Origin of the sequence: Hymenobacter sediminis, from assembly GCF_003231285.1 — a bacterium.
Lineage (GTDB): Bacteria > Bacteroidota > Bacteroidia > Cytophagales > Hymenobacteraceae > Hymenobacter > Hymenobacter sediminis.
Genome location: NZ_QKNS01000004.1, coordinates 474,034 through 487,759 on the forward strand (window position 1 = coordinate 474,034; position 13,726 = coordinate 487,759).

14 protein-coding genes are annotated in these 13,726 nt (G+C 55.4%); 6 read left to right on the plus strand and 8 right to left on the minus strand.

The window, feature by feature from the left end; all coding sequences use genetic code 11:
• Positions 1-52: 52 nt before the first annotated feature.
• The 3 genes from DNI29_RS13600 to DNI29_RS13610 form a co-directional block, all read right to left on the minus strand.
• Positions 53-433: a hypothetical protein gene (locus DNI29_RS13600; RefSeq protein ID WP_110978651.1), complete on the minus strand. Its 381-nt coding sequence runs from the start codon at positions 431-433 to the stop codon at positions 53-55.
• A gap of 122 nt (positions 434-555) precedes the next feature.
• On the minus strand, positions 556-1,158 hold the full coding sequence (locus tag DNI29_RS13605) for an RNA polymerase sigma factor (protein WP_238388089.1): 603 nt from the start codon (positions 1,156-1,158) through the stop codon (positions 556-558).
• Positions 1,159-1,267: 109 nt separating this feature from the next.
• Positions 1,268-1,729, minus strand: coding sequence for a MaoC family dehydratase (locus tag DNI29_RS13610; protein ID WP_110978652.1), 462 nt, complete (start codon positions 1,727-1,729; stop codon positions 1,268-1,270).
• A gap of 299 nt (positions 1,730-2,028) precedes the next feature.
• On the opposite strand from DNI29_RS13610, the gene nuoK reads away from it, so the two are divergent.
• From nuoK to DNI29_RS13635, 5 genes are all read left to right on the plus strand, one after another.
• The gene (nuoK, locus tag DNI29_RS13615) at positions 2,029-2,361 is read left to right on the plus strand and encodes an NADH-quinone oxidoreductase subunit NuoK (protein WP_110978653.1); all 333 of its coding nucleotides are present in this window, start codon (positions 2,029-2,031) and stop codon (positions 2,359-2,361) included.
• Between the two features lie 122 nt (positions 2,362-2,483).
• Positions 2,484-4,439 carry an NADH-quinone oxidoreductase subunit L gene (gene nuoL / locus DNI29_RS13620; RefSeq protein WP_110978654.1) on the plus strand — a complete coding sequence of 652 codons (1,956 nt, stop codon included), beginning with the start codon at positions 2,484-2,486 and terminating at the stop codon, positions 4,437-4,439.
• A gap of 88 nt (positions 4,440-4,527) precedes the next feature.
• Positions 4,528-4,713: a superinfection immunity protein gene (locus DNI29_RS13625; protein ID WP_238388095.1), complete on the plus strand. Its 186-nt coding sequence runs from the start codon at positions 4,528-4,530 to the stop codon at positions 4,711-4,713.
• A complete protein-coding gene (locus DNI29_RS13630; protein WP_110978656.1) occupies positions 4,713-6,182 on the plus strand; it encodes a complex I subunit 4 family protein in 1,470 nt (489 codons plus the stop codon). The genes DNI29_RS13625 and DNI29_RS13630 overlap by 1 nt, the downstream gene beginning before the upstream one ends.
• 48 nt (positions 6,183-6,230) lie before the next feature.
• Positions 6,231-7,640, plus strand: a complete 1,410-nt coding sequence (locus DNI29_RS13635) for an NADH-quinone oxidoreductase subunit N (RefSeq protein WP_110978657.1) — start codon at positions 6,231-6,233, stop codon at positions 7,638-7,640.
• An 84-nt stretch (positions 7,641-7,724) separates the two neighbouring features.
• Here the strand turns inward: DNI29_RS13635 and DNI29_RS13640 are convergent, their stop codons facing one another.
• The 4 genes from DNI29_RS13640 to DNI29_RS13655 form a co-directional block, all read right to left on the minus strand.
• Complete coding sequence (locus DNI29_RS13640; RefSeq protein WP_110978658.1) at positions 7,725-9,068, minus strand: OmpA family protein; 1,344 nt, start codon at positions 9,066-9,068, stop codon at positions 7,725-7,727.
• 163 nt (positions 9,069-9,231) lie between these two features.
• Positions 9,232-10,020 carry a 3'-5' exonuclease gene (locus DNI29_RS13645; RefSeq protein ID WP_202910456.1) on the minus strand — a complete coding sequence of 263 codons (789 nt, stop codon included), beginning with the start codon at positions 10,018-10,020 and terminating at the stop codon, positions 9,232-9,234.
• Positions 10,021-10,139: 119 nt separating this feature from the next.
• Positions 10,140-10,799 carry an SdpI family protein gene (locus DNI29_RS13650; RefSeq protein ID WP_110978659.1) on the minus strand — a complete coding sequence of 220 codons (660 nt, stop codon included), beginning with the start codon at positions 10,797-10,799 and terminating at the stop codon, positions 10,140-10,142.
• Positions 10,796-11,074 carry an autorepressor SdpR family transcription factor gene (locus DNI29_RS13655; RefSeq protein ID WP_110978660.1) on the minus strand — a complete coding sequence of 93 codons (279 nt, stop codon included), beginning with the start codon at positions 11,072-11,074 and terminating at the stop codon, positions 10,796-10,798. Before DNI29_RS13655 ends, DNI29_RS13650 begins: the two co-directional genes overlap by 4 nt.
• Before the next feature lie 90 nt (positions 11,075-11,164).
• On the opposite strand from DNI29_RS13655, the gene DNI29_RS13660 reads away from it, so the two are divergent.
• Positions 11,165-11,671: a YegJ family protein gene (locus tag DNI29_RS13660; RefSeq protein ID WP_110978661.1), complete on the plus strand. Its 507-nt coding sequence runs from the start codon at positions 11,165-11,167 to the stop codon at positions 11,669-11,671.
• A gap of 60 nt (positions 11,672-11,731) precedes the next feature.
• Here DNI29_RS13660 and aspS read toward each other — a convergent pair whose 3' ends face one another.
• Positions 11,732-13,495, minus strand: a complete 1,764-nt coding sequence (aspS, locus tag DNI29_RS13665; RefSeq protein WP_110978662.1) for an aspartate--tRNA ligase — start codon at positions 13,493-13,495, stop codon at positions 11,732-11,734.
• Positions 13,496-13,726: the final 231 nt, after the last annotated feature.

The following is a 13,726-nucleotide window of genomic DNA, read 5'->3' on the forward strand; positions in this document are numbered from 1 at the left end:
CAAAAGCAAACAAAAAGCCCCGGTAGTTGCCGGGGCTTTTTTATATCTAGATCTAGGAGGAAGCAGAGCTAGAGCTTTCGGGAGAGCGGCGCGCCATCCAAGGATGACCGGAGCAGGCCCCTTGCATTTTCTGGCGGAATTTTTCCTGCTCCTCCGGGGTAAGGCATGCCATTCGGGAATCCATTTTTTGCTTCCACATTCTCTGACGTCGCGCCCAGGCTCCGCGCCGGTTGCCCCTACCCCAGCCGCCGAACAGAATGCGGGAAAGCAGCAGCAGGCCCAACGTTTGCCAGAACGTGATGAAAGGACCATTGAACAGGGCCGGCACCAGCCAGTTCCAAAGATTCATGGTCAGGAAACCGGCCGCCGCAATGAACAGGGCACCAAAGAGAATAAACTTAAGGCCGCGCAGCAGCCAGTAGGAGCGATTCATGAGAGTTTTTATGTAGAAACGCCGGGCCTAATAAAGAAGGCTGTGTTTCTAGAGGCCGGCGTTGAGTTGCGGTGTGTACTATCTATTCGGTGCTTTTCGGGGGTAGGCTTATTTTCCAGGCATCAATCTGTAAACAGCTCGGAGTAGAGCGTCTGCAGACGCTTGCGCAGGTGTTGCACGGCGTAATGCTTGCGAGAAATTAAGGTCTTCAGCGGTACGCCGGTTTCCTCCTCCATTTCCCGGAACGTTTTGTCCTCCAATTCGTGCCAGATAAATACCTGACGCTGGGCAACGGGTAGCTCCGCCAAAGCGTCGGCAAGAGCTTCCATCAGGGTTTCGCGCAACAGTCGATTTTCCGGCGCGTCATCAGGAGCGGGCAGAATATCGGCCAGAAGCAAGGAATTTTCCTCATCATCGTGGCCGCGGGCCAGCTCATCTTCCAGGGAAGTGGTGCGCTTGCGGCGATAGAGGTCCGTGATTTTGTTGCGCGCCACCCGAAACAGCCAAGCCGCGGCCTGCTCCACCGGCTTCAGCATACGGTAGCTTTCCACCAGTTCGGCAAAAACATCCTGCAGGACGTCTTCGGCTTCGGCTTCATCCGGAATACGTCGTCGGATAAAGGCCAGCAGCCGCCCGCGCTGGGTGCGCACGGCTTCCTGAATTTGCAGGTCCTGGTGGCCAGCCGTCATCAGCGAAGCATCGAGGGGTAGTGCGATAGGTTCCATTCTACTCCAGCAGACGCCGGAGTGGGTAAAATACTTTATAAGAATTAGAAATAATTGCGCGGCCCTACCCGCCTACCCCCTAGGAAGTCGGCAGGCAGGGCCCCTCGCTTTATATAAAATGATACAGGAACGTGATAACGCCGGTATAGGCTGGCTTGCGGCTGCCTTCAATTTCCAGTGTTACCTCTATTCGCGCCTTGGCAATGCCGCGCAAATCCTTCACCGATAAGAGCTTGGCACGTAACCGCACACTGCTCCCAACCGTCACGGCTTGGTTAAAGCGCAGGCTTTCAATCTCGTAGTTTACCTGCATCTTCAGATTCTCAATAGTTACAATCTGATTCCAGAGGTAGGGCAAAAGTGAAACCGTCAGGTAGCCGTGGGCAATGGTAGCACCAAAAGGCGACTCCGTTTGGGCGCGTTCGGCATCTAGGTGTATCCACTGAAAATCGAGGGTAGCGGCGGCGAACTGGTTGATTTGCTCCTGGCTGATAACGTGGTAGCCGGAAATACCCAGCTCCTGATCTTCATATTGCTGGAGCTCGGCGAGGCTGCTGATAGTAATGCTCATTCGGAAGGAAAGTTGAGAGTTCAGAAAGCGAAGGTAAGATAGCCGAAGTGTTCCGGGCTTGGCGCAACGTATGCACACCGCATTTCCTACCCTCTTTCGGCGGTTAAACCACCCTTGAGTAATGGCCCAGGTGGGAACCAGATGCTACTTCCTGACCAGCCCACTCCTTTCTGCCCTGATTCTGCCCGGCAGAGCCCGATTTAAGGGTGGCGTTTTCCGAATTTCAGGATACCTTTGCCGGCTAGTTGCCCTTACCTCATCCGTGAGGAAGGGCGTCCTTTCGCCGTCAGCCTTACCGCATGGACCAGAACATACCGCAGGTTATCCAAACGGTACCTCTACAGTACTACGTCTTTTTCGCCGCCACCTTGTTCTCCATCGGAGTGTTAGGCGTGCTCACCCGACGTAATGCCATTATCATCTTTATGTGCGTGGAGCTGATGCTCAATGCCGTAAACGTGCTGCTGACGGCTTTCTCAGCCTACCGTGCTGACCCCAACGGACAGGTTTTCGTGTTTTTCATCATGGCCGTGGCCGCCGCCGAAGTAGCGGTGGGCTTGGCTATCATCGTGATGATTTACCGCAACCTTCAGAGTACTGACGTCAATCTGCTTAACCGCCTGAAGTTCTGATTTCACGCGGTTATCAAACCGCGGACCTTAGTCTCCTACCCGTTGCCTTGTTCGCAACCTTACCTCATGGTAGAAGTCTTTGGTTTCGCGAAGGATAACCATGTGATTCTGCATCCCTGCTTATGCAAGAACAAGTAATACCCGCTGCCAGCGCACCGTACTCGACTTTCCTGTACGTGCTCATTCCGCTGTTGCCGTTTCTGGGCTTTCTCATCAACGGGCTGCTGAACCGCCGCCTGTCGGGCACGGTAGCCGGCATGATTAGCTCGGCCGCGGTGCTGGGCTCGTTTCTAATTTCGGCTACGCTGTTTGCCAATTTCCAGTATCCCTACACCGTCACGCTATTTGAGTGGATTCGGGTAGGCTCCCTGCAAATTCCGTTCTCCTACCAGATTGACCAGCTCAGCCTGATTATGCTGCTGCTGGTAACGGGGGTGGGCTTCCTGATTCACGTGTACAGCATCGGGTACATGCACCACGACGAGAACGTGGGCAAGTTCTTTTCCTTCCTGAACCTGTTCGTGTTCAGCATGCTGGTGCTGGTGCTGGGCGCCAACTTCGTGATTCTCTTTATCGGCTGGGAAGGCGTGGGGCTGTGCTCCTACCTGCTCATCGGGTTCTGGAATAAGAACACCAGCTACAACAACGCCGCTAAGAAAGCATTCATCATCAACCGCGTTGGTGACCTAGGATTCCTGCTCGGCATCTTCCTGATCTACTCCGCTTTCGGCTCGGTTCAGTATGCCGAAGTATTTCAGAAGGCCTTCAACCAAGATTTCGGTCCTTACACGGTAGCCATTGTTGTTCCCATTACCTTGCTCCTCTTCGTGGGTGCCACCGGTAAATCGGCTCAGCTGCCGCTTTATACCTGGCTGCCTGATGCAATGGCCGGCCCTACCCCTGTTTCGGCCCTGATTCACGCCGCTACCATGGTGACGGCGGGTATCTACATGATTATCCGCGCCAACGTGTTGTTCACGCTGGCTCCTGATACGCTAGAAGTTATTGCCATCATCGGCGGTGCTACGGCCCTGTTTGCTGCTACTATTGGTCTGGCTCAGAACGATATTAAGAAGGTACTGGCCTACTCCACCGTTTCACAGCTGGGCTATATGTTCTTGGCCCTTGGCGTGATGGGCTACAGCACGTCTCTGTTCCACGTCCTGACCCACGCCTTCTTCAAGGCGCTAATGTTCCTAGGGGCAGGTTCCGTGATTCATGCCATGAGCAATGAGCAAGATATGCGCCGCATGGGCGGTCTGCGGAAGTCGTTGCCCATTACGTTTATCACCTTCCTAGTAGGCTGCCTGGCCATTGCCGGCATTCCGCCCTTCTCGGGCTTCTTCTCGAAAGACGAAATTCTGCTGCACGCTTACCAGCACAGCAAGGCTCTGTACGCGGTAGGTCTGTTCACGGCTTTCCTGACGGCTTTCTACATGTTCCGTCTGCTATTCCTCACCTTCTTCGGCGAGTTCCGGGGCACCGAGGAGCAGAAGCACCACCTGCACGAGTCGCCAGCGTCTATGACCCTACCCCTCATTGTGCTCGCCATCCTGGCTGCCGTGGGTGGTTTCATGAACGCACCCTTCTTCCTGGGTGAAGAAAATGCCTACCTCTCCAATTACCTCGCGCCGCTGTTCACCTACTCCCGCAAGCTGAACCCGGAAGCATTTGGCTTAGAGGTTGACCATGCAACTGAGCTCATGCTAATTGGCCTATCAGTAGGCGCGGGCGTACTGGGTATTGTGTTTGCCTATGTGCAGTACGTGAGCCGCGGCGTGCGCCCGGCCGAGGACGAAGCGCACCGCTCGGCTCCCGAGAACCTGGTGTACCACAAATACTACATCGACGAGCTGTACAACGCCCTGTTCGTGCGCCCCATCATGGGCCTTTCGCGCGGTCTTTACCGCTTCGTGGAGAACGGCATCATCGACCCCATCGTGAATGGCCTCGGCCGCCTGACCATGGGTGGCGGGCAGCTGCTACGCTACGTGCAAACTGGCTCCGTGGAAACCTACCTCATCCTGATGGTGGTAGGCATTGTACTGGTGCTGGCGCTAAACTTCGTGAAGTTTTAGGCTTATGCTAGGCGTTTTGTTTTTAGCGGATGTGTTTGAACCCGGCTTCTCCTTATGTGGAACCCTGTTCATTCTGCTTTGCTATTTGATGCCCGCTATTTTCGGGCGGCACCAACAGAACGCTCGCACCTTATTTTTCCTGAATCTGCTCTGGGGCTGGACCATCATTGGGTGGTTTTACGCCCTTCATCTTGCGCTCAAATTGTCGCCTGCTGATAAAGAAGTTGCTGCTTCACATCAATTGTGGCGTCATCGGAATAACCTGATTAGCTAATGCTGACTGTCCTTCTCCTACTCTGGCCCGTGGCGGCCGCCCTGCTGCTGCACTTCTTTAAAGGCGGCGCTGCCCGGGTGGCGGCGTTCGGCGCGGCGCTGGTCGAACTTGTGTTGGCGGCCTACGCGGCCTTCACCTTCAACTCCAACCACGCCGGGCAATTCTCCTACAACCTCAACTGGATTCCTTCAGCTGGCATTCAGTTCGCGGTAGGCATGGACGGCCTCAGCCTGCTTCTGGTGCTGCTGACAGCTTTCCTAGTACCCATTATTCTGCTGGCCGCTTTCCGCCGCAACTTCGAGAACGAAAGCGTATTCTACGCCTTGGTTCTGTTCATGGAAACCGGTCTGATTGGCGTATTCACGGCGCAGGATGCCTTCCTGTTCTACTTCATGTGGGAAGTAGCCCTGATTCCGATTTACTTCCTGGCTGGTGTATGGGGTGGAGTGAACCGGGCCAAGGTCACGTTCAAGTTTTTCCTCTACACCATCGTCGGCTCGCTGTTCATGCTGGCTGGCTTCGTGTACCTCTACTTCCAGACTGGCGCTTCTCCTGATGGTCTGGCCGCGCACAACTCCAGCCTGGCTTCGTTTTACAACCTGAACCTGCCGGTTGAAACGCAGATGTGGTTGTTCTGGCTGATTTTCGCGGCCTTCGCCGTGAAGATGCCCATCTTCCCTTTCCATACCTGGCAGCCCGATACTTACACCGAGGCTCCAGCCCCGGCTACCATGCTGCTCTCAGGCATCATGCTGAAAATGGGTATTTATGGCTGCATGCGCTGGCTGCTGCCCGTAGTGCCGCTGGGCGTTGATCGGTGGCAGAACTTGGTGCTGATTCTGGCTATTATCGGCATCATCTACGGCGCCATCATTGCCATCCGTCAGCAAGACGTGAAGCGTCTGATTGCTTATTCCTCCCTCTCGCACGTAGGCCTAATGATTGCCGGCGTGTTCTCCCTGACCCATATTGGCTTGCAAGGCGCCAGCATTCAGATGCTGGCTCACGGCGTGAACGTAGTGGGCATGTTCTTCATTGCCGACGCCATTGAGCGCCGCACCGGCACCCGTACCATTGCCGACCTAGGCGGCCTGACCCGCCAGGCGCCTGTCCTGACGGTGTGCTTCCTAGTGTTGCTATTGGGCACCGTGGCCCTACCCCTTACCAATGGATTCGTAGGCGAGTTCCTGCTGCTGGAAGGTGTGTTTGAGTACAACGCTTGGATGGGCGCCGTAGCCGGTGTAACCATCATTCTGGGCGCGGTGTACCTGCTGCGCATGTTCCAGCGCGTGATGCTGGGCCCGGATTCGTCGTTCACCGCCACTTTCACGGACCTTACCGGCGCGGAGTTGGCGCTGCTGGTGCCGCTCATCGTGCTAGTTTTCTGGATTGGTTTGTTCCCCGGCACCTTCCTGCACCTGTCGGAAGGCAGTGTGATGAACATTCTGAACGAGGTAGTAAAACGCTAAACTGATGGTAGCCTGCAGCTGCGGCTGCTTCTGCTTCCTCCCACGCTAATGAATTCAATCATTCTGCTTTCCGTTCTGGGCCTCGGTAACCTATTTCTAGGGTTCCGCCGCTCTAACCGGCTGCTACTTCCGGCTGCCATGCTCATGCTGGCGGTGGTGTTCGGTGTCAACTTTCTGGATTGGGGCACCTCGCAGTCGTTTTTCAACGACATGCTGGTAGTCGATAATTTCTCGGTAGCCTTCACAGGTATCGTGGTATTAACGGCCCTGGTGCTCCTACCCTTCTCTCAGAAATACGCGCAAGACGGCGAGGCCAACCTGGCCGAATACTACTCGTTGCTGCTGTTCTCGCTGGTAGGCGCCATTATGATGGTGGCTTACAATCACCTACTGATGCTGTTTTTGGGCGTTGAAACTCTGAGCATTGCCATGTACGTGCTGGCCGGTTCCGATAAGCGCAACTTACGCTCCAATGAAGCAGCTCTGAAGTATTTCCTAATGGGCTCTTTTACCACGGGCATCCTGCTCTTCGGCATGGCCCTAGTGTATGGCGCTACCGGAACCTTTGTACTGCGCGATATCAGCTTTGCGGTACAGAACCCCGTCAATGCCTCGCTCACGCCTATGCTCTACATCGGCATGCTGCTGATGTTTATCGGTATGGGCTTCAAAGTATCGGCCGCACCCTTCCACTTCTGGACGCCCGATGTGTATGAGGGTACGCCTACCTTCTTCACCGCTTTTATGAGCACGGTGGTAAAAGCGGCTGGCTTCGCGGCTTTCCTCAAGCTACTGGTGCAGGCCTTCCCCGCAGCTTCGGCCCAGGGCGTGTGGCTGCCTACCCTAACGGCTATGTGTGTACTCACACTGCTGCTCGGCAACGTAGGTGCCGTAACCCAAACCAGCGCCAAACGGATGCTTGCGTACTCAAGCGTATCGCATGCAGGCTATCTGCTGATTGGGCTGGTAGCGTTCAACGGGCAGTTGGAAGGCGCTTCGGCTAATGGCCTTTTCTTCTATTCCCTAGCTTATTCAGTAGCTACGGTAGCCTCATTCGGGGTGTTGAAGCTAGTAGCCGATGCCCGTATGCGGGAAGACTACAACGGCCTGAATGGCCTTGCCAAAACCAACCCGCTGCTGGCCTTCGTCATGACGGTAGCTATGCTATCATTGGCGGGCATCCCGCTCACTGGTGGCTTCTTCGGTAAGTTCTTTATCTTCTCGGCTGCCGTCGAAAATGGTTACATCGGCCTCGTGGTATTTGCCGTGGTTATGTCGATGGTGAGCATTTACTACTACTTGCGTCCCATCATTGCCATGTACATGCGCGATGCTGAGGATGAAACCACCGCTCCCCCCGTACCTGTAACAGGCTTTCAGTCGGCGGCTTTGCTGCTGCTGGCCTTATTAACGGTAGTGCTGGGTGTACTGCCAGGTTTGGTGGCCGGGATTCTCTAGCAGATTTCCTACCCTCTGACAAACAACAAGAGCGGCTCCATAAGGGCCGCTCTTGTTATTTATATGCACCAGGCACTACCGACTTTACTTTTTTACTACCCGGATGCTGATGCGCCGGTTCAGGGCGCGCCCTTCAGGCGTGGTGTTCGGCGTGATAAAGTATTTGCCGCCGTAGCCTTTGGCCTGAATCCGGTTGATGTCAACTCCGGAGCTTGCCAGAACCAGCATAGCCGTTTTGGCTCGTTCCTCGCTGAGCTGGAAGTTCTTCAGAGCATTGCCGGTGCTGTCGGTGTAGCCCCCAATTTTCACCATGGCATTCGGAAAGGTTTTCAGAATGCTGGCTACGTTGCGCAACTGCTGGAACGACTCGTCCGTCAGCGTAGTCTGGGCCGTTTCGAAATACACCCGGTCAAAGTTGATCCAGCCCTTGGTGCGGTTTACCGAATCTACCTGCATAGCTGGGTCGGCCAGAAAAGTGTACAGCCGATTTTCGGTTGAGGTAGCGCCCACTTTTTGAGTAGTACCATCAGCTAGACGAAGAATTAAGGGCTGACCCGTGTCGTAGATATATTTGTCGTTGACGGGGTCGTAGCGGCCTGCTGCGGTGGCATTGGAGGTGGCTGGGGGGGTAGCGGCCGTACTAGTCGTAACTAGCCCAGCTACGGAACTGCCCGTGTTGTTGCCCGAATCGTGACCGAAAAAGTAACCCAGTCCGACTGCCGTCAGGAGTAATACCCCCCATATCCAGGGCTGGCTGGCAATAGACGATGGGGCGGGCGCGGGCGCTACCGGAGCCGGCGTGAAGGTGCGACCGCCGCCAACCGGCATCCAGGCGCCATTGCTTGGCGCAGTCTCGGCCAGGGCAGTAGTTTTGGCTACATCTGGTAGAGGAGTCGGCTCACGTCTGGTATCAGCGGCATGTGGGTGGGCTGCACCAGCAAGCATAAGTCGCCGGAGGCCATCTTCGTCTTGCTGGAGCCACCGGGCCAGGGCTGGCGCATCGAAGTTGTGCTCCTGGCTGTACTCGCCGGCTATGCCCAGGGCCGCTACCGCCGTTACGCTCAGCAAGTGTGTGACGGCGGCCGAGCTTACTCCGGCAGCGGCAGCTATGCGCAACCCCGTAAAATGATAGCCTTCGCCTAACAGGCCGCGCATCAACGCCTCGCCGCGCTGCAGCCAGTTTTCTTGACCCGGCCCGGTAATGGTTTCCAGAACGCTGGCCCCGTAGGCCTCCCGACTAAGTTTCCAAATGGCTTCCGGACCATCAGGCCCGGCCGCTCTACCAGCCAGGGAGTGTGCTACTAGGGGTACAATTTGCCCCAATGCGCCCCATATGGCGGTCGGGTTTTCGTGAATGTCTTGCGCTAACCGACTTACAATTTCATCGGTAAAGAATACCTGAGAGGTGTGTGATGTAGTGTTCTCCATGATTATGCTTTCCCTTACTGTCCAACATAGCACAAAGTACAATTAATTATTAAAATCATTACGTAATGGTGCATTAATAAATTCTCACTATTGCCACTGTAACCTTCTCTGGTTGAGCTACAAATCACTCACACGGCACTATCTCCCTACCCTACTTGTCCTGTCAAACCCGCCGCAGTATCGTCTCTTGGTCGGCATACACAATGGCATCGTCGGCGAAGGGCTCATCGCCCCGAAACTTTTGTAGCAACCGGGCCGTGGTTACAATATCTTTTTGGCAGTAGCGCGCAATGCGGGGCAGGTCATTCTCCTCGTAGTACACCCGAGCTACATCCTTGCCTTGGATGTCGTCTTTGGGGGTAGGGATGCCAAACATAGCCGCCAGCAAACTCAGAGACGTGAAGGATTTTCGGTCGCCGAATTTCCAGAGTTCCATCGTATCCAGATGCGGCACTTCCCAGGGCTTTTTGCCGGCTACATCTAAGTGAGATGGCAGAGGCAGCCCGTTGATAAGCATGCGGCGTGAGAGGTAGGGTAGGTCGAACTCCTTAGCGTTGTGCCCGCACAGCCGGAAATGAGGACGGTGGCTGATGACGGCACTGAATTCTTGAAGCAGTTGCCGCTCATCGTGCCCATAAAAGGATTTCACACTGAAGCGTAGCTCTCCATCAGCCCCGTACCGAAACCGCCCCAGCGAAATGCACACTACCCGGCCAAACTCGGCGTAAATGCCTGCCTGCTCAAACAAAGCAGCCGCGTGCAGGGCATCAGGTAAGGGCGCAATGTGGTCGTGGTGAGAAATCCAGCCTTTCTCGCGCCGCAGGGCGTGGCACTTGTGTTCCCACAGCTCCTTTAGCATCTCCTCCAAGTCGTCGTGGCAACTCACACAGGGCACGGTTTCAATGTCGAGCACGAACACCTCATCAAGTTTCAGGTCGCGGAGCAGGCGCATACAGGCACGGGTAGGAAGCGAGGGGGAAGAATAGGAAAGATAGAAGAAACCGCCAGAATTGAATTGTTTGCTGGCTTTATTGCTACCCCGCGGGCCGTTCTCCTGATCTACCTCGTTCCTTACTTTGCCGCGGCCATTTCCTGCCGGTATAGCCAATAGGAGTACGCGTACACGGCAACCGTTGTACCGAGCACGCCTGCCACTAGCACGCCCATGCCTACCTCCCCTGACCAGGCCAAAGCCAAAAACGCGCTCAGCACTCCGGTAGCAAAGAACAGCCATCCGCCCAGGCGGTGCGTGCGCGCCCAAATCAGCGGAAACTCCAGGGCCCAAGGCGTTTTGAACCCGACAAAGTAGTTGGGCTGCACGGCGGTCAGGTAGTTGCCCATGAGGGCAAAGAACACGCCCATGACAACCGCCAGCCCCCGACCCGGCTGCACGGCGGGGTGCAGGGCCGCGTAGAGGCTGAACAGGCTGAGGCCGCTCATTAGGGCCACCAGTATCAGCTGCAGTTTCTGATAGTTCGTGGTGTTGGCATCCAGCCGCCTTTTAGGGTCGAGGCGGGGTAGGAAAGTTAGCAGCAGATAAGTACCTACCGGCAAGCCCAGGCACAGCAGCCACATGTTCTCTTTGGCCGTGAAGCCATCGGCAGTGCCGACCGCATTGAAGTGGGTAGGAATCTGGGCCGGTAGCGCGGGCCAGGTATACGCCAGATATGCAACCGGCAGCACCAGCGCTAACAGCATCAATAGTGTCCAGATAGAGAAAGTAGGCTTCATAGGTTCGCACTAGTATCGTTACTGGGTTTAAATTGTAGGAGCCAGCTCAGCAGCTCGTCCATCACGGTCATGTTCAGGGTGTAAGTCACAAACTGGCCCTGTTTATCGCTCGTCACCAGCTCGGCCTGGCGAAGCAAATCGAGGTGGTGGCTGATGGTAGGCTTCGAGAACTGGAAGTGTTCGGCTATTTCGCCGGCGGTGCGCGGCTGCTCGCGCAGCAACTCCAGAATAGCACGGCGCGTGGGGTCGTTGAGGGTTTTGAAGAGAGCGTTCAAGATTGATTAGGTATTTAGACAAATATCTAATTATTTCTGAAAGAAGCAACATTGCCCTATCTATATTTGAACGGCACCTCTTCTTCACTCATGAGAATCAGTATCCTTCTGATAACCTGTATTTTACTTGTTTTTACCAGCTGTACTCCTCCAACTGACAAAGTAGAGCGACCGGGCAAGCCTACTATTTATAATGTAAGGACTGAGGATGCGGAAATGAACCACGCTATGAAACAGGGTAAAGCTACCTTGCCTAAGTTTCTGACCAATATCAGCAAACCTGATTCGACCATCTCCAACCCAGCCGTCAAGGTTCATTACGATGATGGTGAGCAAAGGGAGTTTCTATGGATCGGTGACCCAGTTTTTGAAGATGGTCAGTGGTACGGCACTGTAGACAATACGCCCGAATATACTACTCAAGTCGTTGCAGGACAGAAAGTCCGCATAGACACTACTGTTGTGGTTGACTGGAATTACACCAAGGATAACCGATTGGAGGGAGGTTATACCGTCAAGCTTCTGCGCGACAGAATGACACCGGAGGAGAGAGAAGAATTTGACCAATCAACCGGCTGGATTTTTGACAAGCAATAAGTTAAAAAGCGGCTCCTGATGCATCAGAAGCCGCTTTCTTGTTTAGCCCAATATCAATTGCTACTTCCCTACCACTGCCGTAGCAATACTCAGCTCTTTAAGCTGCGCCTCGGAAATGGGCGAGGGTGAGTCGATCATCACGTCGCGGCCGGAGTTGTTCTTGGGGAAGGCAATGAAGTCGCGGATGGAGTCGGCGCCGCCGAAGAGGCTGCAGAGGCGGTCGAAGCCGAAGGCGATGCCTCCGTGGGGTGGGGCACCGTACTCAAAAGCATCGAGCAGGAAGCCGAACTGGGCTTTGGCTTCTTCATCGGAGAAGCCCAGCAGCGAGAACATACGGGCCTGTACTGCGCGGTCGTGGATGCGAATGGAGCCGCCCCCTACCTCTACCCCGTTAATCACCATGTCGTAGGCGTTGGCCCGCACCTCCCCGATGGTCTCGGGCGAGTCGAGCAGGGCTACGTCCTCGGGCTTGGGCGAGGTGAAGGGGTGGTGCATGGCGAAGTAGCGACCTTCTTCCTCGTTGTATTCGAGCAAGGGGAAATCAACCACCCACAGAGCCGAGAACGTGTCCTTGTCGCGCAGGCCGAGGCGCTGGCCCATTTCCAGGCGCAGCTCGCTCAGGGCCTTGCGGGTTTTGTTCGGTTCGCCGGCCAGAATGAGCAGCAGGTCGCCGGGCTGGGCGTTGAATGCTGCTTTCCACTTCTGGAGCACTTCCTGAGAGTAAAACTTATCCACCGACGACTTCACCGAGCCATCGGCTTCCACGCGGGCGTACACCAGGCCGGTAGCGCCAATCTGAGGGCGCTTCACGTACTCCGTCAGTTCATCGAGCTGCTTGCGGGTGTAGGAGGCCGCGCCGGTAGCGCAGATGCCCACTACCAGCCCGGCGGCTTCAAACACCGGGAAGCCGTGACCTTTGGCTACCTCATTCAGCTCCACGAACTTCATTTCGAAGCGCGTGTCGGGCTTGTCGTTGCCATAGAAGCGCATGGCATCGGCGTAGGTCATGCGGGGTAGCGTCCCGATTTCCAGGTTTTTCACCTCCCGAAACAGGTACTGCACCAGCCCTTCGAAGGTGCTGAGAATATCCTCCTGCTCCACAAACGACATTTCGCAGTCAATCTGAGTGAACTCCGGCTGGCGGTCGGCGCGTAGGTCCTCATCGCGGAAGCACTTCACAATCTGGAAGTACCGATCAAACCCCGATACCATCAGCAGCTGCTTGAAGGTTTGGGGGCTCTGGGGCAGGGCATAAAACTCGCCGGCGTTCATGCGGGAGGGCACTACAAAGTCGCGGGCTCCTTCCGGGGTGCTTTTGATGAGTACAGGAGTTTCCACCTCAATAAACTGCTGCCCATCGAGGTAGCGGCGAGTAGCCTGGGCCACGCGGTGGCGCAGCATCAGGTTCTGGCGCACCGGGTTGCGGCGCAAATCCAGGTAGCGGTACTTCATCCGCAGGTCGTCGCCACCATCAGTTTCGTCTTCAATCAAGAAGGGTGGCAACTTAGCCGGGTTCAGCACCGTGATGCTCTCCACCCGGATTTCGATACTGCCAGTGGGCATCTTGTCGTTTTTGGAGTGACGCTCCGAAACTTTGCCGGTTACGCTCAGCACAAACTCCCGGCCGAGCTGGCGCGCCTGCTCACGCACCTCCGCGGTTTCTACCCCCTCTTCCAAAGCCAGCTGCGTAATGCCATACCGGTCACGCAAGTCAACCCACAAAATGCCACCTTTGTCGCGGGTGCGCTGTACCCAGCCGCAAAGCGTAACGGTTAAACCAATGTGTTCGGGGCGCAATTCGCCGCAGGTATGAGTCCGGAGCATTTTGTTAGAGCTGAGAAGTGAGACCTTAGCACTGAGAAGAAGGAAAAAGCCCGGGCCAGCCGGATTTTCTCGCTTTTGACTCCTCAGGACTGAGTTCTATAATAGAAGCGAAGGTAGGCAGGAAATTCAGTCAAATGCTGAAAAAACGTCGGGCCGGGAACGGTACTTCGCTGGTGTAGAGTTGAGAAAAACGATGATTTCATTCCCGCCGCTGCCTTTTTTGTCTGCTAC

Excerpts from the sequence above, each read along its gene's own strand:
- DNI29_RS13645 (WP_202910456.1), bottom strand. The coding sequence starts at position 10,020 with ATGCGCCTGCTCCGCGACCTGAAACTTGATGAGGTGTTCGTGCTCGAC.
- DNI29_RS13610 (WP_110978652.1), bottom strand. The coding sequence starts at position 1,729 with ATGAGCATTACTATCAGCAGCCTCGCCGAGCTCCAGCAATATGAAGAT.
- nuoK (WP_110978653.1), top strand. The coding sequence starts at position 2,029 with ATGGACCAGAACATACCGCAGGTTATCCAAACGGTACCTCTACAGTAC.
- nuoL (WP_110978654.1), top strand. The coding sequence starts at position 2,484 with ATGCAAGAACAAGTAATACCCGCTGCCAGCGCACCGTACTCGACTTTC.
- DNI29_RS13660 (WP_110978661.1), top strand. The coding sequence starts at position 11,165 with ATGAGAATCAGTATCCTTCTGATAACCTGTATTTTACTTGTTTTTACC.
- DNI29_RS13635 (WP_110978657.1), top strand. The coding sequence starts at position 6,231 with ATGAATTCAATCATTCTGCTTTCCGTTCTGGGCCTCGGTAACCTATTT.
- DNI29_RS13605 (WP_238388089.1), bottom strand. The coding sequence starts at position 1,158 with ATGGAACCTATCGCACTACCCCTCGATGCTTCGCTGATGACGGCTGGC.
- DNI29_RS13625 (WP_238388095.1), top strand. The coding sequence starts at position 4,528 with ATGCCCGCTATTTTCGGGCGGCACCAACAGAACGCTCGCACCTTATTT.
- DNI29_RS13600 (WP_110978651.1), bottom strand. The coding sequence starts at position 433 with ATGAATCGCTCCTACTGGCTGCTGCGCGGCCTTAAGTTTATTCTCTTT.
- DNI29_RS13650 (WP_110978659.1), bottom strand. The coding sequence starts at position 10,799 with ATGAAGCCTACTTTCTCTATCTGGACACTATTGATGCTGTTAGCGCTG.
- DNI29_RS13630 (WP_110978656.1), top strand. The coding sequence starts at position 4,713 with ATGCTGACTGTCCTTCTCCTACTCTGGCCCGTGGCGGCCGCCCTGCTG.
- aspS (WP_110978662.1), bottom strand. The coding sequence starts at position 13,495 with ATGCTCCGGACTCATACCTGCGGCGAATTGCGCCCCGAACACATTGGT.
- DNI29_RS13640 (WP_110978658.1), bottom strand. The coding sequence starts at position 9,068 with ATGGAGAACACTACATCACACACCTCTCAGGTATTCTTTACCGATGAA.